This is a genomic window from Arthrobacter sp. PsM3 (assembly GCF_030433895.1).
GTDB lineage: Bacteria > Actinomycetota > Actinomycetes > Actinomycetales > Micrococcaceae > Arthrobacter.
This window is the reverse complement of record NZ_JARUXE010000017.1, coordinates 75928-94477: the sequence shown is the minus strand read 5'-3', so window position 1 is coordinate 94477 and position 18550 is coordinate 75928. Positions and strand designations below refer to the sequence as shown.

The following is an 18550-nucleotide window of genomic DNA, read 5'->3' as shown; positions in this document are numbered from 1 at the left end:
CGGCCCACAGACCCCGACACCCCCGTCTGACACTGGACCCCTGAACAACGACGGCTGACGACTGGGACGGTAGCGCCAAAACTCTGAATGGGCGTGGCACGGCCGCCTGACCGTGGGCTTCAAATCAGGTGGCAACGAACGGGGACAGCAGCGACGAGACTCTGGATGGGCTCGTCATGGCATGGTGCAACACGTGCAACGCAGTGCCCGGCGGGTTACTCGCCGACCAAGGATCGTCGGCCCAACTTGGTCCGATTTGCTTCTAGCGGGTGAGAGGCGGCGGTGCCAGTGGGAGCAAAGCGGTTCCGGCGGCAGTCGTGTCGGCGGACATTTCCCAGACGCGACGCAGGGCGCAGAACTTCCACCAGTGGTGCTTCAGGACGTCCGGGTTGGCCCGCAGCGGCCGGACCTCGGTCTGCCCGATTGCAACCGCAAGCAGGATTGGGGATTCGCCATGCTGCCAGGCTTCCCACTCCCCTGCCACCGGATCCACCAGGCTTTCCTCGGCCTTCATACCCGCCACGAGTTGCATGACCACTTTGTCATCCAGCGGTTTGACGGTGCCGTCACGGCTGGTTCCCTTGGTCTTGTAGTCAATAAGGCAAGTCCGGCCATTGATTTTGGCGACAAGGTCAAGGGTTCCGGCGTAGCCGACAGTCTTGTTCCAGACTGTGATTTCCGGGGCGATCGGCTCCACCTGGAAAAGTTCCCACCACTCATCAAACCGGGAAGCGAAAGCTTCTTCACCGTTAGCGACGAGGGCCTCACGGGTTTCCTTCATCTCGTGCGGCCGACCAAGGGAGCGCAGAGCAACCTGTTCGCAGTAGTTGTGCACCCGGTCCCCGCGCTTTGCGGCGTCGTCGCGGTACGTCTCCGCGGCCTTGGCGGCACGGCTCACCGCCTGGCGCACCTTAGCCGGGCTGCCGAGGATGCCGGGCAGCGCGGGGTCCTGGGCAAGGCTATTGGCGCCCATGTACCCGAACCAGCCGTCCAGGCCGTGGGGCTGCTGGCCGATCACGGTCGTGATGGACGGCACGGAAAACTGCTCCGACGTGGAGCGAGCGTACATCCGGCCATAGTCCGTGGCGTGGGCAAGAAGTGGGGCAGTCATGGAAAGACTCTTTCACGGGGGTCTGACAGTGGGAAAACAAGTGGTCCTGATGGGGCTGCCCATAACCTGATGCGCCTGCCGCACAAACTGGGCACATCGGGTGGGCAGCCCGCGAGCACGGCAGCTGACACCCTCAAGCCGGCCAAACAAACCAGACAGGAGGAACAAGAATGGTCCGCCCCGCTCGGTGAGCGGAACGGACCATCTATTGGGTGGGCGATACTGGGTTCGAACCAGTGACCTCTTCGGTGTGAACGAAGCGCGCTACCACTGCGCCAATCGCCCCAATGCCATTGAATGCTAGCCCACCCCGGCGGAATTTAGAAATCGGAGCGCTGCGTCCCCTAATGCGTCCTCCCCACGGGTCATTACGAAAGCCGCCCGGCCGGTGCGACCACACGGGCGGCGAGGAAACAAGATAGCTAATTACAGCGTTGTAATTAGTGAGAACGCCTAGAACTCAAGGATGCAGCGGCCATGACCTCCCGCGTCGTCACCTCGATTTGTAAGTTCCCTGAACCTCCTATAGAGTTCTTACTCGTTGGAACGCGAGGAAATGCCGATTGCGGCGGGGAATTGCAGACAATATTGCGGACGTAGCTCAGCTGGTAGAGCACCACCTTGCCAAGGTGGATGTCGCGAGTTCGAATCTCGTCGTCCGCTCGCAGGACACTGTCACGGTAAGGTTCTTCGGAATCCTATCTACACGGTGGGTTGGCCGAGAGGCGAGGCAGCGGCCTGCAAAGCCGTATACACGGGTTCGAATCCCGTACCCACCTCGGTGAAAACCCTGGTTTCCGGTCTAGGTCGGATGCAAGGGGCGATTGGCGCAGCGGTAGCGCGCTTCCCTGACACGGAAGAGGTCACTGGTTCGATCCCAGTATCGCCCACCAGAGCAAGGCAACTTGCTTGATGCAGTACCACCGGCCCAGCCGGCATGGACTAAAATGCGGACGTAGCTCAGCTGGTAGAGCACCACCTTGCCAAGGTGGATGTCGCGAGTTCGAATCTCGTCGTCCGCTCTCTTCATTACAACTCCACTCCGGATCCTTCCGGTTGCGGGCGATTGGCGCAGCGGTAGCGCGCTTCCCTGACACGGAAGAGGTCACTGGTTCGATCCCAGTATCGCCCACCACTTGAGCAGCTCCCCCGGAGCTGCTCTTTTTTGTGTCGAGCCGCTTGCGGGTCCTTTGACCCTGTGCGCCACGCCCACTGTCTTTTACCCTGTGGGCGGACACCCTTGGCACCCCCGGCACCTCCCGCTAGGGTGGATAGCGCAAGGAGCGATCTGGCTCCGAGACCGAAGGGAGGTGCCCGTGGGTTTACTTGACGATCTAAAGGGCAAGGCTCAGCAAGTTATTGGTGGCAACGAACAAGCCATCAAGGACGGCATCGAGAAGGCCGGCGATTTCGTCGACTCCAAGACCGGCGGAAAGCACGCCGACAAGATTGATGCTGTGCAGCGAGGCGCTTCCGATTTCGTGGATAAGGCGAACGACCGGCCCAATACGGCCCCCGTCGTCGATCAGACTCCCGTTGTTGGTGAGCCCCCCGTAGCCGGGGAACCCCGCCAGCCAGGCCTCTGACCCAGATACGTCAGCGAGGTGCCGGTCCCGCCGAGAGGCGGCGCCGGCACCTCCGGCATTTAACGGCGCTAAGGGCGCTTAGGGCGCTTAGGGCCAATATCGGCGCTCCACGAAACCCCTTAACGAAGCAACGCGGGGTCATTTCCGGCCCATCCGAGGCATCAGGATGGGCCGGGAGTGACCCCGCGTTGCTTGGAGCGGTTAGGACGGTTCGTGGTTCTGGCCCTCGCGGGCCAGGGCGGTGAGCCGGGAGACGGCCCGGAAGTACTTCTTCATGTAACCGCCGGTCATCATTTCCTCGGTGAAGAGCTGGTCGAACGGCACGCCGCTGGCCAAAATGGGCACGTCCTTGTCGTAAAGGCGGTCCGCGAGCACCACGAAGCGCAGCGCGACGGCCTGCTCCGTGATGGTGTGGACGTTCTTCCAGACCACACCCTCGATCCCGTCCAGCAGCTGGCGGTACCGGCTCGGGTGGACGCCGGCCAGGTGGTTGATCAGCGTGCTGAACTCATCGCGCGCTACCGTCCTGCCGTGGAACTCTGTCTGCATGTGGTGCGTCAGCTGCTCGTTCGGCAGCGGCAGCGGCGCGGCAGGCAGGCCACGGTGGCGGAAGTCCTCACCGTCGATCCGGACGACGTCGAACTGGTCCGCGAGCACCTGGATTTCGCGGGCGAAGTCGACGGCGGCGAAGCGGCCATCGCCGAGGGAACCCGGCAGGGTATTGGAGGTAGCCGCGAGCTTGACGCCGGCGTCGGCGAGTTCGCGCATGAGCCGGGACATCAGGACGGTGTCGCCCGGATCATCGAGCTCGAATTCGTCAATGCAGACCAGCTTGTAGTGGCTCAGGGCCTCGACGGTCTTGCGGAAGGATAGCGCTCCGACCAGGTTGGTGTACTCGACGAAGGTGCCGAAGGCCTTGGGCCCGGGGGCGGCGTGCCACAGCGAGGCCAGGAGGTGGGTCTTGCCGACGCCGAAGCCGCCGTCGAGGTAGATGCCGGCGCGGGACATGTCCTTCTTGCCGAAGAGTCGTTTGAAGAGCCCATCGCCGTCGCGGGCACCGACGTTCGCCGCGAAACTTTCCAGCGCCCGGACCGCATTTGCCTGGCTCGGCTGGGACGGATCCGGCCGGTAGCTGGAAAACGAAACCTCACCGAAGCGCGGCGACGGATAAAAACCGTTGAGGAGTTCATCCACTGAAACTGCCGGGGTGCGGGCGGCGAGCTGTTCGATCTGTACCAAGGTGGTCCGTTCTGCTGGTCTCTTGTCCCCAGACAGAATACCGGCAATGCGCGGACAGCCGGTGTGGCGACGTGGGGCGGGAGGACAGCACGTGACGAAGACCATATTTCCGAGTGTGAACCCGGTGAAGCAATCCCGGCGGGGCGTGGCTAGTGTGGGGGAAGGTCCGGCGCCGCATTTGACCATTCCATGGCCCGGTCCCTGACCGTTTCAGTGAAAGGCCATCACCATGCCCTACCCAGTTGAGCAGAACGAGAAGTTCGCCGCCTACGCCTACCCCGAGCGTCTTGTTTCCACCGAATGGCTGGCGGCGGCGATCGACTCCGGCGCCCTCCAGGACGGCAAGCTCGTGGTGGTGGAATCCGACGAGGACGTGCTGCTCTATGAGGTCGGCCATATCCCCGGAGCGGTAAAGATCGACTGGCACACGGACCTGAACGACGAGGTCACCCGCGACTACGTTGACGGCGCAGCGTTCGCCGCCCTCGCCGCGGCCAAGGGAATCTCCCGTGACAGCACCGTCGTTATCTACGGCGACAAATCCAACTGGTGGGCGGCCTACGCCCTCTGGGTCTTCACGCTCTTCGGCCACGAAGACGTCCGGCTGCTCGACGGCGGCCGGGACAAATGGATCGCCGAGGGCCGCCCCATCACCACGGACAAGGCCGTCACCAGCCCGGGCGAGTACCCCGTCGTCGAGCGCAACGACGCCCCGATCCGCGCCTTCAAGGAAGACGTCCTGGCGCACTTCGGCAAGCCGCTGATCGATGTCCGCTCCACCGAGGAATACACCGGCCAGCGCACGCACATGCCCGCCTACCCCGAGGAAGGCGCGCTGCGCGGCGGACACATCCCCACCGCCGCCTCCATCCCGTGGGCCCGCGCGGCGGCCGAGGACGGCACCTACCGGACGCGCCCCGAACTTGAGGCGCTGTACCTGGGCGAAGCCGGGCTGAAGGAGGGCGACGACGTCGTGGCGTACTGCCGCATCGGCGAACGTTCCAGCCACACCTGGTTCGCGCTGAAGTTTCTGCTGGGCTTCGACTCGGTCCGCAACTACGACGGTTCCTGGACCGAGTGGGGCAATGCCGTCCGCGCCCCGATCGTCAAGGGCACCGAGCGCGGCACGGTGCCGGCGGCCAAGTAGCCTCCGCCACGTGGCCCCAGTCCATGGACACCGGGACACAATCGCCGCGCGTGCGTAAGCTGGAAGGGATGAATACTTCTGCCCTCCCCGCCGCACTGGCGGAAATTGTTGATGACTTCCAGGCCGTAACCGAACCCGAGCGGCTCCAGCTGCTGCTGGAGTTCTCCCGTGAGCTCCCGGAACTCCCGGACCGGCTCAAGGACCACCCCGAGCTGATGGAACAGGTGGTCGAGTGCCAGTCGCCGCTGTTCCTGACCATTGAAACGGAACAGTCCGACGGCGGCCCCGCCCGCAGCGTCCGGCTTTTCTTCAAGGCGCCCCCCGAAGCCCCCACCACCCGCGGCTTCGCAAGTGTGCTGCACGAAGGCCTCGACGGGCTGAGCCCGGCGGAGATCCTGGCCGTCCCGGACGACATGCCGGAGCTGCTGGGCCTCACCCGGGCCATCACGCCGCTGCGCATGCGCGGGATGACAGCGATGCTGGGCCGGATCAAGCGCAAGGTTGCTGCCCTCCCGCAGCAGTCCTGACCCCGGACACCACCCGGACATCCGGACAAAATGGCACGCAAGCAGGCCTCACAGGGAACCCCGGCCACCGCAGCACTGGCAGCCGCCGGGGTTCCTTTCGTTGCCCGCCCCTACAGCCACGACCCGGCGGCCGCCAGCTATGGCCTGGAAGCCGCGGAGGTGCTGGGCATCGATCCGGACCGGGTGTTCAAAACACTGATGGTCGACGTCGACGGCCGCCTTGCGGTCGGCGTCGTGCCGGTAAGCGGGAATCTGGACCTCAAGGCAATTGCGGCCGCGTTGGGCGGCAAGAAGGCGGCGATGGCGGACCCGGCAGCAGCGCAGCGCCGCACCGGCTATGTGCTGGGCGGCATTTCCCCGCTGGGCCAGCGGCAGCCCTCCCCCACCGTTGTGGACGACAGCGCCCTGGGCCTGGACACGATCCTGGTCTCAGGCGGGCGGCGCGGCCTGGACATCGAGCTGAGTCCGGCCGAACTGATCCGCCTCACCGGGGCACGGACCGCGCGGATCGGCACCGGCCGGAACTAATCCCGGCCGGTGCCGGTGAGCTGCGCTCCCCGGAACCGGACTCCCGGGAAATTGACCCCCGGCCTAGGGCTGTTCCGGGGGCGGCTGGCCCGGGTTCGGGCGGGGCGCGAGCTGCTGCCCGAGCCAGGCCACGACCAGCCGCTCCCAGCGTTCCGGATCGACATTCCATTCCTTGGTGTGCCGGGCACGGTCGAAGGTCTCGAAGGTGACCATCTCCGGGTTCTTCTCGGCCAAGGCGGCGGACGGGCCGTAGGGAACGTATTCGTCGTCGACACTGTGGATGATCAGGGTCGGCGTCCGCAGTTCCACCGCCCGGGAAACCCAGTCCATTGCCTTGAGGTCCACCGGGGCGGCGAGGCCGGTCAGCCGCCGGCCCAGCTTATGGCTCATCATCAGCTGCCCGTAGCGGCCCACGGCCGAGGGAATCCGGTTGAGTTCGGCGTGGTGCGCCAGCACATTCACCCAGTTGATAACCGGTGCATCCAGCACCATGGCCCGGATCAGGGGGTGGTAGCGGGACAAGTCGGCGGTCTGAAGGCAGATGGCCCCACCCATGGACCAGCCAAAGAGCACCACTTCGCTCGCGCCGTGCTCGAGGGCAAAGCCGATGGCCGCCTCGACGTCGCGCCATTCGGTGGATCCGAGGCCGTAGCGCCCGTCCTGCGCCGAGGGCGCCAGTCCGTCATTCCGGTAGGAGATCAACAGGCTGGACATGCCCACTTCCCGGGCCGTCCGGACCGCCCGCAGGCATTCCTGCCGGCTCGCGCCGCGGCCGTGCACCATAACGGCCCAGATGCCGGACTCCTGCGGGGCGCGGACCAGCCACGCCGGCGCCGTCCCGCCGTCGACGTCGATGTCCACGTCTTCGGAGGCCAGGCCGATGCTTGCCGGATCCGGGTACGCGGCCCCGCTCCAGTAGCCGCGGCGCGCCTTGCGGAGATCGCCGCTGTAGACGGCCTCGACTTCGCGTTCCACCGTGCGCTCCGCCGGCGAATAGGAGACGATCCGGCCGATCCTGGCGTGTCCCCGGCTACCGTCGAAGAAGAATCCGTAGACGCCCTCGACCGTGGATTCCGGCGTCGCCGCAAGGATCAGCCGCAGCCCGTGCCCGCCCCGGATCACAGCGAGCACCTCCTGGTCCTCCTCCCTGACCCGGGCGGGAGTAATGACCCGGCGGGCGAAATAAAGGGCGAGGGCGGAGGAACCGGCGGCCAGCAACCCGGCCGCGGCGCTGCCGCCAACGATGCCGGCAAGGGCCCATTTGGCGCTGCCCTTGACCGAAACATCGGCAGCGGCGGCCGAAACGTCGGCAGCGGCGGCGCGTGCAGCGCGGGCGGCCGGTCCGCGGGCGGCGGAGATCCGGCGTAGGTCCGGCAGGAGTCGGAGGGAGGAAGCCATGGCACCATTCTTACCGAACTCATCGCCCACCGTGGCATCCGGCGGGATCCGTACCCGCCGGCGGAGGGTCCTGCCGACGGCCACCGGGGGCTACAGAACCGTCCCCGGAACCTTCATCCCGGCCACAGGCGGGCACTTAAGGCCACAATCCATGCGGGCGCACCGGCGCGCGACTAGGCTGGGGGGCATGAGTGATCCAATCGTCATCCTGACAGAAGAGCCCCTCGGCGCGGACGACCGCGTCAACATCGAAACCCTGATTGCCGGGGGTGATGCCCCGCTGGTGGTCCTGGTTCCGGCCAGCACGGAACGGCACCTCCTGGTGGATTTCCTGGAGAATCTGTCCCTGCTGGAAATCTCCAAGGCCTTCCGTGAACTGACGGCACACTCCGACCCCGCCGGGGAACGCGCCGAGGCAGCCGAGACCCTGGCCGCCTCGCTTGCCGCGCTGGCCGGACTCGGCAGCGGCGTCACCGGAGAAATTGTCGAGGGCGGCGCCGTCGACGGAATGGTCGCCCGGGTCAAGGAACTCGGTGCCGGGCAGGCCGTAGTGATCACCCGCCCGCACGCGGTCGCAGACACTTTCCATACGGACTGGGCCACCAAGGCGCAGGACAAGCTGGGCCTGCCGGTACTGCATCTGTACGCCGGATCGGGATTTATCGGGGACTCCTAAGCGTTATTCAGGCTATGAGTATCTTTAGTAACAGGCCAAAAGTAACTCCCGTCACGGCCCCGGCGGTCGAAGGTGCGCCCGTCGCCGCAGCTGAAAACGCCTCCCCCGGGGCCGGAAACCCGCCCGTTGAGAAGACCGACGAGCAGTGGCGCCAGGAACTGACGCCGGAGGAGTACCGGGTGCTGCGCCAAGCCGGAACCGAGCGGCCCTACACCGGCGAATACTGGGATACCCACACCACCGGTGTGTACCAGTGCCGTGCGTGCGGCGCCGAGCTCTTCACGAGCCAGGAAAAGTTCGACTCGCACTGCGGCTGGCCGTCGTTCTGGGCCCCGCTCGCGGAAGGCAACGTCAGGTACATCCACGACCGGACCCTGGGCATGGAACGTGTCGAAGTCCGCTGCGGCAACTGTGATTCCCACCTTGGCCACGTGTTCGAAGGTGAGGGCTACGGAACCCCGACGGACCAGCGTTACTGCATCAACTCCGTCTCACTGAAGCTGGTTTCGGCGGACGACGCCGGACAGTAGTCCGCCGCCCGGTCTGTTCCTTGCAGGTCACACAGGACCCCGGTCCCGCACCGCAGCAGCGGCGCCGGACCGGGGTCCTGTGCCGTTCCGGTGGAAGCCCTGCGCCTGCTGGACCTGGAAGGGGCTGCGCCCACCACATGCCTCAGAGTTTCTTATGCTCAAGACAATTTTGCATTAGAGGTTCTGTTTGCTTGCTACGCTCGGCATAGAAGCTGAGGAGCGACACTCCCAGCAAACAGAAAGGCGCCCGCTGACGATGACTACCACCGCTATCACCACCACTGCCCCGATCTCCGCCAGCTCCCCGGAGTGGCTGGAGCTCAAGGCTGCCGCCACCGCGCTGCAGGCCCTCCAGGCCCAGGACGGCTCCGTCCCGGAGGCCGCCGGCCGCGAGGCCGCCGCCGGGTATGTCCGCACCATCACGGACTCCATCAGTTCCCTCACCCCGGCCCTCCCGCACGACGCCGGCTACCTCGAACTGCTGGTCACCGACTTCGCCCGCTGGGCCGACGGCGGCTTCGGCGTGCCCGACTTCCTGGACTCCCTGCAGGCGTTCCAGCCGCAGCAGCACCGGGTGAACGGCCTGCAGCACCTGGTGGTCTTCCCGATGTACACGCAGAACGGCAGCAGCAACCGCCTGGTCGAAGCCGTGCTGATCGAAGTCATCTGGCCCGAGTTCATTGCCGGCCTGGAGCAGGGCGAATACTCCAACAGGCTCTTCGTCCCGATCCGCTTCCTCGACTTCACCCCCGGCTACAACACCAACTCCGCGGTGCTGTTCCCTGAGACCGTCGCCGTACGCGAAACGCCCACCTTCACCTGGGGCGCCATCTTCGCCGACCGCGAGGCAGCCCGCTTCCGCCGTGTGCTGCGGGCCGCCGCGGACATCACCTCGCTGCAGCTGCCCGAGGACGCCGCGGCCCTGCTGGAAGACCAGGAGCTGACGCAGGAAACCTTCGTCATGTGGGACCTCATCCATGACCGCACCCACATGCGCGGGGATCTGCCGTTCGACCCGTTCATGATCAAGCAGCGCATGCCGTACTTCCTCTACTCGCTCGAGGAACTCCGCTGCGACCTGACCGCATTCCGCGAGGCCGTGAAGATCGAAAAGGACGAGGAAGCAGATCCGGAGGCGCGCCGGCACGCCAAACTGGTCCAGTACGCCGTCATCTTCGACCGGATCTTCCGCTTCGCCATCACCGGCAGCCGCGTCCGCAACTACGACGGCCTCGGCGGCCAGCTGCTCTTCGCCTGGATGCACCAGCACCACGTCCTGCACTGGACCGACAGCAAGCTCAGCATCGACTGGGACGAAGCCGCCGACGTCGTGGTTGAACTCGGCGCAAAGATCGAGGAGCTCTACTGGCGCTCGATCGACCGCCCGAAGATGGCCCACTGGCTGGCCGCGTACGAGCTGATCTCCGGCACGCTCACGCCCAACCCGGCGTCCGTCTGGGCCAAGGGACCGGACGCACTGCCGCTGGCCGGGCCGCCGCGCGGCCTCACCGACCAGGTCCTCGACGACGAATTCCCGCTGTCCATGTTCTACGAGGCTCTCGAAAAGAAGATGCGCCCCGTGATCGAATCCACCGCCGGCATCACCGGGACGACTGAGGCTGGCCCCTCCGCCGGCCGGGCGGCCGGCGCGGCAAACACGGCCATGAACGCCGGATGAGCACCGGACGCACCCTGAACGTGCTGGTCACCGGCGGCAGCGGCCCCTCGGGGATCGCCGCCGCCCGTGCGCTGCGCAACGCCGGGCACAGGGTCTTCACGGTCGGCTCCGACGGGCCCCGGATCGAGGCTGCCGCCGCGGAGGCCGGCACCGGCGTCACGCCGCTCGTCTGCGACCTCGCGGACCTGGCCGACGTCCGGTCACTGCACGCCACCATCCACGCCCTGCTCGCCGGAACAGGGGCCCCAGCCGACGGGGCCCAGCCAGGCGGCGGCGAGACGGGCGGGTCCGGAACCGACGGGGCCCAGCCAGGCGGCGGCGAGACGGGCGGGTCCGGAACCGACGGGACCCAGCCAGACGCCGTCCAGACAGGAGGAGCCGTCGACGGCGTCATCCACCTGGTCGGCGGCTGGCGCGGCGCCAAGGGCATCACGGACCAGAGCGACGAGGACTGGGAGTTCCTGGAACGCGGCGCCATCACCACGCTGCGGAACGTCACCCGGGTCTTCTACGACGACCTCGCCGCCTCGGACACCGGGCGCTTCACCATGGTCTCCTCCACCGCCGTGGCCAAGCCGACGGCGGGCGGCGCCAGCTATGTGGCCGCCAAAGCCGCCGCCGAAGCGTGGACCCTGGCAGTCGCCGACGGCTTCCACCGCGCCCAGTCGGGCCGGAAGCAAGGCCCGTCGGACCAGCACATCCCCTCCGAACAGCGCAGCGCCGCCGTGGTCTTCGTGGTGAAAGCCCTCGTGGACGCGGCCATGCGGGCGAAGTCCCCGGACCGCGGCTTCCCGGGATTCACGGACGTGGAGGAACTGGCCGCTGCCGCCGTCGGACTCTTCACTTCCCCCGCTGCGGACCTCAACGGCCAGCGGCTGCTGCTGGGCCCCGGGTCCGCGCACTGAGTCCAGGATGAACCTGGCCCCGGACCTCCTTAGACTGAAAGCGTGAGCAAATCGATGACAAGCACAGTTGAAACTGCCCCTGCCAGCACTGCGGTGCGGCTCCACGACCCCTCGGTGCGCGGCTTCGCCTCCGACAACTACTCGGGTGTCCACCCCGAGGTGCTGGCAGCCCTGGCCGCCGCCAACGGGGGCCACCAGGTTTCCTACGGCGAGGACGACTACACCGCCCGGCTGCAGCAGCTGATGGAACAGCACTTCGGCGAGGGGATTGAGTGCTTCCCGGTCTTCAACGGCACCGGCGCCAATGTGCTCTCGCTGCAGTCCCTGCTGCCGCGCTGGGGCGCCGTGGTCTGCGCCTCGACCGCCCACATCAACATGGACGAGAACGGTGCACCGGAGCGGATCGGCGGCATCAAGCTGCTCCAGGTGCCCACGGAAGACGGCAAGCTCACCCCCGAGCTGATCGACAGGGAAGCCTGGGGCTGGGGCGACGAGCACCGCGCCCAGCCGCTGGCCGTGTCCATCACCCAGACCACCGAGCTCGGCACCTGCTACACCCCCGACGAGGTCCGGGCCATCGCCGAGCATGTCCATTCCAAGGGAATGAAGCTGCACATGGACGGCGCCCGGCTGGCCAATGCCGCCGCCCACCTGAACGTGCCGCTGCGGGCCTTCACCCGCGACGCCGGCGTGGACATCCTTTCCTTCGGCGGCACGAAGAACGGACTGCTCTTCGGCGAGGTCGTTGTCGCCCTGAACCCGGGCGCGGCCCAGGGGCTCATCTACCTGCGGAAGATGAACATGCAGCTGGCCTCCAAGATGCGGTTCATGTCCGCCCAGTTCATCGCCCTGCTCGAGGGCGACCTCTGGCTGCGCTCCGCCTCGCACGCCAACGCCATGGCGGCCCGGCTCCGTGCCGGCGTCGAGTCCATCCCGGGCGTCGAGCTGAGCCAGAAGACCGAGTCCAACGGGGTGTTCGCGGTCCTCCCGGCCGGTGTGGCGGACCGGCTGCGCGAGTCGTTCCGGTTCTATGACTGGAACGAGGCGGCCCGCGAGGTCCGCTGGATGTGCTCCTTCGACACCACCGAGGACGACGTTGATACCTTCATCGCCGCCATCAAGCGCGAGCTCGCCGCCGGCTGAGCCGGGCGGCAGGACAGCCGCCGTCGCTGCCCGGCGAAAGCCGGACCGGGCAGCCCGGCGGCGAGCCTGCCGGGCTTGGGAGCACCCCTTGCATAATCTTCCATTGTGAACGCACTCGATCAGGTTCCGGCAGATTTTCTCTTCGCCTTGGGAACCCTTCGGCAAGCACGAACCCGCAGTGAACTGCGCCTGGAGGAGATTCCGGCGCCCGCACGGCTGGCACCGTTCGCCGTCGCACTGGGGGCCGAAGTCGTCGCCCCCGGCGAACCAACACCCTCCGGGGCGGTCCACGGCCCCGCGGCCGCGGCGCTGGCGCGCGCTTCTGCAAGCGACGACGTCGAACTGGCCACCGGCCGCTTCATCCTGCTGCACGATCCCGACGGCTCCGCGGTCTGGGAGGGTGAATTCCGGATTGTCACCTACATCCGCGCCCAGCTGGAACCGGAAATGGGCAACGACGAAATGCTCGGCACCGTCGCCTGGGCGTGGCTCGTCGAAGCCCTCGAAAGCCACGCCGCGCCGCACCGCTCGGCCGGCGGCACCGCGACGCGGGTTCTTTCCGAAAGCTTCGGAACCCTCGCGGACCGGCCCAACTCGATCGACATCGAGCTCCGGGCCTCCTGGACGCCGGCCACTCCCGACATCACCTCGCACCTCGAGGCGTGGTCGGACATGGTCTGCACCTTTGCCGGCCTTCCACCGCTGCCCGAAGGCGTCACGCCGCTGCCGCGCTGGCGCCGGGGACGGGGCTGAGTTGGAATCCGCGCGCCGGGGAAATCAGCCCCGTTTTGGCGAAGGCGCGGCCCTCCGTACCGTGTTGTCGCTAAACTGAAGGCATCATGACCCCTCATATTCCGGAAATCACCACGGCCGGCGCCGTGCAAAGCAAAACCGCGCAAAGCAAAGCCGACGCCGCGGACAAGACAGCCCATATCGCGGTGGACGGCTTCGACAGCCTGGTCCCCGAGGTCATCGACCTCGATGCCCCCCGCGACGGCGTGCCGCTCGTCATTGAAACCCCGTCCGGGCTGGAACGCTGCGCCGCGGCCCTCGCCGCAGGCCACGGCCCCGCGGGCGTGGACGCGGAACGCGCGTCCGGTTTCCGATACGGCCAGCGCGCCTTCCTGGTCCAGATCCGCCGCGAAGGCTCCGGCACCTGGCTGATCGACCCGGAACCCTTCGAAAACCTCGGCATCGTCAACGACGCCCTGCGCGGTGTCGAATGGATCCTGCACGCCGCCAGCCAGGACCTGCCCTGCCTGTCCGAACTCGGCATGTGGCCGGACAAACTCTTTGACACCGAGCTCGCCGCCCGCCTCGCCGGGCTGCCCCGCGTCGGACTTGCCGCGGTGATCGAACAGCTGCTGGGCTTTGGCCTCGCGAAGGAACACTCCGCCGCCGACTGGTCCACCCGGCCGCTGCCGGAACCCTGGCTGCGCTACGCGGCCCTCGACGTCGAGGTCCTCACCGAACTGCGCGAGGAACTCATCGAGCTCCTCGTGGCCGACGGCAAGCTGGACTACGCCGAACAGGAATTCGCCGCCATCCTTGAGGCCGGCCAGGCCCCTCCCCGCGTGGACCCGTGGCGCAAAACATCGGGGCTGCACCAGATCCGCGACCGCCGGCAGCTGGCGGCAGTCCGCGAACTGTGGCTCGAGCGCGACTCACTGGCACAGAAGCGCGACGTCGCGCCCGGACGGCTGATCCCCGACTCCGCACTCGTCGCCGCCGCCAAGGCCATGCCCACCACGGTGCCGCAGCTGCTCGGCACCAAAGGCTTCCACGGCCGCGCGGCGCAGCGTGAGGCGCCGCGGTGGCTGCGCTGCATCAGCACCGCCCGGACCCTGGAGGAACTCCCGCCCCTGCACCTGCCCACCAACGCTCCCCCGCCACCGCGAGTGTGGGCCGACCGGGACCCGGAGGCCGCCGCCCGGCTCGCCACCGCCCGGCCCCTGCTGCAGGCCAAGGCCGAGGAACTGAACATGCCGGTGGAGAACCTGCTGACGCCGGACTACCTTCGCCGCGTCTCCTGGCGTCCGCCGCTGGAGCCCAGCGAGGAAGGCATCGCGGAGGAGCTGGCAAACCTCGGGGCGCGCCAGTGGCAGATTGAACTCGTCGCACCGCTGATCGCCGAAGCGTTCCTGAACCCGCAGCCGCTGCCCGCCAAGGAAGCCAAACCGGTGCCTGCCGCAGCTGCGGCCGCGACGGCTGCAGCAGCGACAGCCGGCGCGTCACCGGACACGGCGCACTAGGCCGGGCCCGGCCAGCTCAAGCTCCGGCTCCGCCTCCGGACCCGACTCCGGGCCAAGGCCAAGCTCCAGCGCCGGGCGGCTCCAGGCCCAGGCCCAGGCCCAGCCCGCGGAACTTCCGGCGGCGCGCCAGCCGACTCCTTGCCAGCTATGTTACCGGCGAGTAACATGTTGTCTGATGTCGCCTGGAAGCCTGCTGCCCCTGACGCTTTGCGCCCGGTGCACGGATCCGGCACCCATGTCTCGATGAGGAGTATCACGTGAGCCAGCCCCGCCCCAGCGAAGAACACAGCAGCGGACAACGCAGCAGCGCGAATCCCCGTGCCATCCGCGAGGTCGTTTTCGTCGACGGCGTCCGCACCCCCTTCGGCCGGGCCGGCGAGAAGGGCATCTACGCAGGCACACGCGCCGATGACCTCGTCGTCAAATGCATCCGCGAACTGATGCGCCGCAACCCGTCCCTGCCGGCCGAACGGATCGACGAAGTCGCCATCGCGGCCACGACGCAGACCGGCGACCAGGGCCTGACCATCGGCCGCACCGCCGCACTGCTGGCCGGACTGCCGCGGACCGTGCCGGGCTTCGCGATCGACCGGATGTGCGCCGGTGCCATGACGGCCGTGACCACCACGGCCAGCGGCATCGGCTTCGGGGCCTATGACGTGGTGATCGCCGGCGGCGTGGAGCACATGGGCAACCATCCGATGGGCGCCGGCGCGGACCCCAACCCACGCTTCATGTCCGAACGGATCGTGGACCCGGCCGCCCTGAACATGGGCAACACCGCTGAAAACCTGCACGACCGCTTCCCGGCCATCACCAAGTCCCGGACCGACGCGTACGCCGTCGCCTCCCAGAACAAGCTGGCCGCGGCCTACGGCCGTGGCCAGATCCAGCCCGATCTGGTGCCCGTCGCCACGATGAAGCCGGGCCAGGGCTGGACCGTCAACACCGTGGATGAGCCTCCGCGCCCGGGCACCTCGGTGGAAGACCTCGCCGCGCTGAAGACCCCGTTCCGCGCCCACGGCCGGGTCACGGCAGGAAACGCCGCCGGCCTCAACGACGGCGCCACCGCCGCCCTCCTGGCCTCCGCCGACGCTGCCGAGGAACTCGGCCTGCCGGTCAAGATGCGCCTGGTCAGTTACGCCTTCGCCGGCGTCGAACCGGAAGTCATGGGCATCGGCCCGGTTCCGGCCACCGAAAAGGCCCTCAAGAACGCCGGGCTGGGCATCGCGGATATCGGACTGTTCGAAATCAACGAAGCCTTCGCCGTCCAGGTACTCAGTTTCCTGGACCATTTCGGCATCGCGGATGACGACCCGCGCGTCAACCGCTTTGGCGGGGCGATCGCCGTCGGGCATCCCCTCGCCTCCTCCGGCGTCCGGCTGATGAACCAGCTGGCCCGCCAGTTCGAGGAGGACCCCACGGTCCGCTTCGGCATGACGACGATGTGCATCGGCCTGGGCATGGGCGCCACCGTGATCTGGGAAAACCCGCACCACGCCGACTACAGCCTTGCCCTCCACCAGGCCCCCGCCACTGGCACTGCCCCCACCACCACCGAGACTGGAGCCGCAGCATGAGCGCCGCAGATTTCCGCAAGCTTGCCGACCTCTTCCCGAACGAGACCGTCACCCACTCCTACGTCCAGGACATTGAGTTACCGGCCGTTGACGGCCGAAGCCCCGGCACCTTCGCCCTGGTCACGCTGGATAACGGCCTGGACCACTCCAAGCCCACCACCCTGGGTCCGAACACCCTGGTCGAGCTCGGCGCCGTCCTGGAAGGACTCAAGGTGCGCGCCGCCCGCGGCGAGATCGTGGGTGTCGGCGTCACCGGGAAGCCCTACTTCCTCGTCGCCGGCGCCGACCTGTCCACGGTGAAGTCCATCACCGGCCGGGAGCACGGGCTCTGGATGGCCCAGCTCGGCCACGACGTCTACGGCACCCTGGCGGACCTGGGGGTCCCCAGCTTCGCCTTCATCAACGGAGTGGCCCTGGGCGGCGGGCTGGAGATCGCCCTGCAGTCCACCTACCGCACCGTGTCCACCGGCGCCGGGGCCCTCGCCCTGCCGGAGGCGTTCATCGGCCTCATCCCGGGCTGGGGCGGGGTGTACATCCTGCCGCGGCTGATCGGCCCTGAAAACGCCGTCAAGGTGATGATCGAGAACCCGCTCAGCAACAACCGCACCCTCACCGGGCCACAGGCCTTCAAGCTCGGTGTCGCGGACGCCCTGTTCGAACCCGCCGACTTCGTGGAGCAGTCCGTCGCCTGGGCCGCGCAGGTCATCGCCGGCGCCGTGACTCCGGAACGTGCCAACGCCGTCGATCCTGCCGCCCCGGAGGTCGCTGACCGCTGGGCCGGTGCCATCGCCGCCGGCCGGTCCCTCGTGGAGGCCCGGACCTCCAATGCCTCCCCGGCGCCGGCCAAGGTCCTCGAGGTGATGGAAGCAAACCGCACGCTGACACAGGCCCAGTCCGCGGAACTGGAATGCGAAACCCTCGCGGACCTGATGCAGACCGATGAATTCCGCTCCACCGTCTACGCTTTCCTGGACCTCGTGCAGCGCCGTTCCAAGCGCCCCGCCGGCGCCCCGGACCGCAAGCTCGCGCGCCCGGTGACCAAGATCGGCGTCGTCGGAGCCGGCCTGATGGCCGGCCAGCTCGCCCTGCTCTTCGCCCGCCAGCTCAAGGTGCCCGTGGTGATGACGGACATCGACCAGGCCCGCGTGGACAAGGGCGTGGGCTACGTGCACGCCGAGGTGGACAAACTGCTGCAGAAGGGCCGGATCAGCCCCGACGCCGCCAACCGGACCCGGGCGCTCGTCACCGGATCGGTGTCCAAGGAAGCCTTTGCCGACGCCGACTTCGTCATCGAGGCGGTCTTCGAGGAGCTCAACGTCAAAAAGCAGGTGTTCAAGGAGGTCGAGGCCATCGTTTCACCCGAGTGCATCCTCGCCACCAACACCTCCTCGCTGTCCGTCACCGCCATGGCCGAGGACCTGGAGCACCCGGAACGCCTGATCGGCTTCCACTTCTTCAACCCTGTCGCCATGATGCCGCTGCTGGAGATCGTCCGCGCGCCGAAGACCGACGACGCCGTGCTCGCCACCGCGTTCGAGCTCGCCAAGGGGCTCAAGAAGTCCGCCGTGCTCGTCAAGGACGCCCCGGCGTTCGTGGTCAACCGCCTCCTGCTGCGCCTCATGGGCGAAGTGACGGCCTCGTTCGACGAGGGCACCCCGGCCGACGTCGCGGACAACGCGCTGCGCCCGATGGGCCTGCCGATGACACCTTTCGTCCTCGGCGCCATGGTGGGGCTGCCCGTGGCCCGGCACGTCCAGGAATCCCTGCACGCGGCGTTCCCCGACCGCTTCACGGTCTCGCAGAACCTGCAGAAACTGATCGACAACGGGGTGAAGTCCATCTGGGCCGCGCCAAACGGGACTCCGGAGCCGGGCCCGGACGGCAAGCCGTTCATCCCCGCCGAGACGCTGGCGCTGATGTCCTTCGGCAACTCGCCCTCGACCGGCGAGGAGGTGCTGCGCCGCACCCAGGACGCCCTCGCCGAGGAAATCGGGCTCATGCTGGACGAAGGCGTGGTGGCCGGCCCCGAGGACATTGACCTTTGCATGATTCTCGGCGCGCGGTGGCCAATGTTCCTCGGCGGCATCACCCCGTACCTCGACCGGGTGGGCGCCTCCGAACGCGTCAACGGCAGGAAGTTCCTGGCGCCCGGCGTGGCATCCGAACCGGCCGCCTGAGCCGCGCCCGCACCGCCAACCGCGCCGCTGTCCGCGCCTGAACCGGGGCGCGGACGGCGGGGCCGCCGCGTCA

The 18550-nt window shown here is 67.7% G+C and carries 16 protein-coding genes and 6 tRNA genes; 18 read left to right on the top strand and 4 right to left on the bottom strand.

Annotated features, from left to right (window positions below; translation table 11 throughout):
* Positions 1 to 262 precede the first annotated feature (262 nt).
* Both QCD75_RS11105 and QCD75_RS11100 read right to left on the bottom strand, forming a co-directional pair.
* Positions 263 to 1111: a cytochrome gene (locus QCD75_RS11105; RefSeq protein WP_301228539.1), complete on the bottom strand. Its 849-nt coding sequence runs from the start codon at positions 1109 to 1111 to the stop codon at positions 263 to 265.
* Between the two features lie 213 nt (positions 1112 to 1324).
* Positions 1325 to 1396, bottom strand: a tRNA-Val gene (locus tag QCD75_RS11100).
* Positions 1397 to 1701: 305 nt separating this feature from the next.
* Here QCD75_RS11100 and QCD75_RS11095 point away from each other — a divergent pair.
* The 6 genes from QCD75_RS11095 (at position 1702) to QCD75_RS11070 (ending at position 2697) form a co-directional block, all read left to right on the top strand.
* Positions 1702 to 1774, top strand: a tRNA-Gly gene (locus QCD75_RS11095).
* A 45-nt stretch (positions 1775 to 1819) separates the two neighbouring features.
* Positions 1820 to 1890: transfer RNA gene (locus QCD75_RS11090), tRNA-Cys, on the top strand.
* A 39-nt stretch (positions 1891 to 1929) separates the two neighbouring features.
* Positions 1930 to 2004 (top strand) — tRNA-Val (locus QCD75_RS11085).
* Between the two features lie 56 nt (positions 2005 to 2060).
* Positions 2061 to 2133, top strand: a tRNA-Gly gene (locus tag QCD75_RS11080).
* Between the two features lie 38 nt (positions 2134 to 2171).
* Positions 2172 to 2246, top strand: a tRNA-Val gene (locus QCD75_RS11075).
* Between the two features lie 181 nt (positions 2247 to 2427).
* Complete coding sequence (locus QCD75_RS11070; RefSeq protein WP_301228537.1) at positions 2428 to 2697, top strand: antitoxin; 270 nt, start codon at positions 2428 to 2430, stop codon at positions 2695 to 2697.
* Positions 2698 to 2898: 201 nt separating this feature from the next.
* On the opposite strand, the gene zapE is transcribed toward QCD75_RS11070, so the two are convergent.
* Complete coding sequence (gene zapE / locus QCD75_RS11065; protein ID WP_301228535.1) at positions 2899 to 3936, bottom strand: cell division protein ZapE; 1038 nt, start codon at positions 3934 to 3936, stop codon at positions 2899 to 2901.
* Positions 3937 to 4165: 229 nt separating this feature from the next.
* Between zapE and QCD75_RS11060 the strand changes: the two genes are divergently transcribed.
* The 3 genes from QCD75_RS11060 (at position 4166) to ybaK (ending at position 6138) form a co-directional block, all read left to right on the top strand.
* Positions 4166 to 5083 (top strand): sulfurtransferase, encoded by a 918-nt coding sequence (locus QCD75_RS11060; RefSeq protein WP_301228533.1) that lies wholly within the window; start codon positions 4166 to 4168, stop codon positions 5081 to 5083.
* A 68-nt stretch (positions 5084 to 5151) separates the two neighbouring features.
* A complete protein-coding gene (locus tag QCD75_RS11055; RefSeq protein ID WP_301228531.1) occupies positions 5152 to 5610 on the top strand; it encodes a SufE family protein in 459 nt (152 codons plus the stop codon).
* Positions 5611 to 5640: 30 nt separating this feature from the next.
* Entirely contained in the window at positions 5641 to 6138 is a 498-nt protein-coding gene (gene ybaK, locus QCD75_RS11050; protein ID WP_301228530.1) for a Cys-tRNA(Pro) deacylase, read from the top strand.
* Between the two features lie 63 nt (positions 6139 to 6201).
* Here the strand turns inward: ybaK and QCD75_RS11045 are convergent, their stop codons facing one another.
* Entirely contained in the window at positions 6202 to 7536 is a 1335-nt protein-coding gene (locus QCD75_RS11045) for an alpha/beta hydrolase family protein (protein ID WP_301228528.1), read from the bottom strand.
* A 187-nt stretch (positions 7537 to 7723) separates the two neighbouring features.
* Here QCD75_RS11045 and QCD75_RS11040 point away from each other — a divergent pair, with 187 nt between their 5' ends.
* From QCD75_RS11040 to QCD75_RS11000, 9 genes are all read left to right on the top strand, one after another.
* Positions 7724 to 8212, top strand: a complete 489-nt coding sequence (locus QCD75_RS11040) for a hypothetical protein (RefSeq protein WP_301228526.1) — start codon at positions 7724 to 7726, stop codon at positions 8210 to 8212.
* A 14-nt stretch (positions 8213 to 8226) separates the two neighbouring features.
* Complete coding sequence (msrB, locus tag QCD75_RS11035) at positions 8227 to 8742, top strand: peptide-methionine (R)-S-oxide reductase MsrB (RefSeq protein WP_301228524.1); 516 nt, start codon at positions 8227 to 8229, stop codon at positions 8740 to 8742.
* Between the two features lie 256 nt (positions 8743 to 8998).
* The gene (locus QCD75_RS11030) at positions 8999 to 10420 is read left to right on the top strand and encodes a DUF6421 family protein (protein WP_301228522.1); all 1422 of its coding nucleotides are present in this window, start codon (positions 8999 to 9001) and stop codon (positions 10418 to 10420) included.
* Complete coding sequence (locus tag QCD75_RS11025; protein ID WP_301228520.1) at positions 10417 to 11325, top strand: SDR family NAD(P)-dependent oxidoreductase; 909 nt, start codon at positions 10417 to 10419, stop codon at positions 11323 to 11325. The genes QCD75_RS11030 and QCD75_RS11025 overlap by 4 nt, the downstream gene beginning before the upstream one ends.
* 54 nt (positions 11326 to 11379) lie before the next feature.
* Complete coding sequence (locus tag QCD75_RS11020; RefSeq protein ID WP_301228550.1) at positions 11380 to 12468, top strand: threonine aldolase family protein; 1089 nt, start codon at positions 11380 to 11382, stop codon at positions 12466 to 12468.
* 102 nt (positions 12469 to 12570) lie between these two features.
* Positions 12571 to 13221, top strand: a complete 651-nt coding sequence (locus QCD75_RS11015; protein WP_301228548.1) for a DUF3000 domain-containing protein — start codon at positions 12571 to 12573, stop codon at positions 13219 to 13221.
* 86 nt (positions 13222 to 13307) lie between these two features.
* On the top strand, positions 13308 to 14720 hold the full coding sequence (locus QCD75_RS11010; protein WP_301228519.1) for an HRDC domain-containing protein: 1413 nt from the start codon (positions 13308 to 13310) through the stop codon (positions 14718 to 14720).
* A 323-nt stretch (positions 14721 to 15043) separates the two neighbouring features.
* Positions 15044 to 16300 carry a thiolase family protein gene (locus tag QCD75_RS11005; RefSeq protein ID WP_301228547.1) on the top strand — a complete coding sequence of 419 codons (1257 nt, stop codon included), beginning with the start codon at positions 15044 to 15046 and terminating at the stop codon, positions 16298 to 16300.
* Positions 16297 to 18477 carry a 3-hydroxyacyl-CoA dehydrogenase NAD-binding domain-containing protein gene (locus QCD75_RS11000; protein WP_301228517.1) on the top strand — a complete coding sequence of 727 codons (2181 nt, stop codon included), beginning with the start codon at positions 16297 to 16299 and terminating at the stop codon, positions 18475 to 18477. Before QCD75_RS11005 ends, QCD75_RS11000 begins: the two co-directional genes overlap by 4 nt.
* Positions 18478 to 18550: the final 73 nt, after the last annotated feature.

Excerpts from the sequence above, each read along its gene's own strand:
- QCD75_RS11105 (WP_301228539.1), bottom strand. The coding sequence starts at position 1,111 with ATGACTGCCCCACTTCTTGCCCACGCCACGGACTATGGCCGGATGTAC.
- QCD75_RS11060 (WP_301228533.1), top strand. The coding sequence starts at position 4,166 with ATGCCCTACCCAGTTGAGCAGAACGAGAAGTTCGCCGCCTACGCCTAC.
- QCD75_RS11055 (WP_301228531.1), top strand. The coding sequence starts at position 5,152 with ATGAATACTTCTGCCCTCCCCGCCGCACTGGCGGAAATTGTTGATGAC.
- ybaK (WP_301228530.1), top strand. The coding sequence starts at position 5,641 with ATGGCACGCAAGCAGGCCTCACAGGGAACCCCGGCCACCGCAGCACTG.
- QCD75_RS11045 (WP_301228528.1), bottom strand. The coding sequence starts at position 7,536 with ATGGCTTCCTCCCTCCGACTCCTGCCGGACCTACGCCGGATCTCCGCC.
- QCD75_RS11040 (WP_301228526.1), top strand. The coding sequence starts at position 7,724 with ATGAGTGATCCAATCGTCATCCTGACAGAAGAGCCCCTCGGCGCGGAC.
- msrB (WP_301228524.1), top strand. The coding sequence starts at position 8,227 with ATGAGTATCTTTAGTAACAGGCCAAAAGTAACTCCCGTCACGGCCCCG.
- QCD75_RS11030 (WP_301228522.1), top strand. The coding sequence starts at position 8,999 with ATGACTACCACCGCTATCACCACCACTGCCCCGATCTCCGCCAGCTCC.
- QCD75_RS11025 (WP_301228520.1), top strand. The coding sequence starts at position 10,417 with ATGAGCACCGGACGCACCCTGAACGTGCTGGTCACCGGCGGCAGCGGC.
- QCD75_RS11020 (WP_301228550.1), top strand. The coding sequence starts at position 11,380 with ATGACAAGCACAGTTGAAACTGCCCCTGCCAGCACTGCGGTGCGGCTC.
- QCD75_RS11010 (WP_301228519.1), top strand. The coding sequence starts at position 13,308 with ATGACCCCTCATATTCCGGAAATCACCACGGCCGGCGCCGTGCAAAGC.
- QCD75_RS11000 (WP_301228517.1), top strand. The coding sequence starts at position 16,297 with ATGAGCGCCGCAGATTTCCGCAAGCTTGCCGACCTCTTCCCGAACGAG.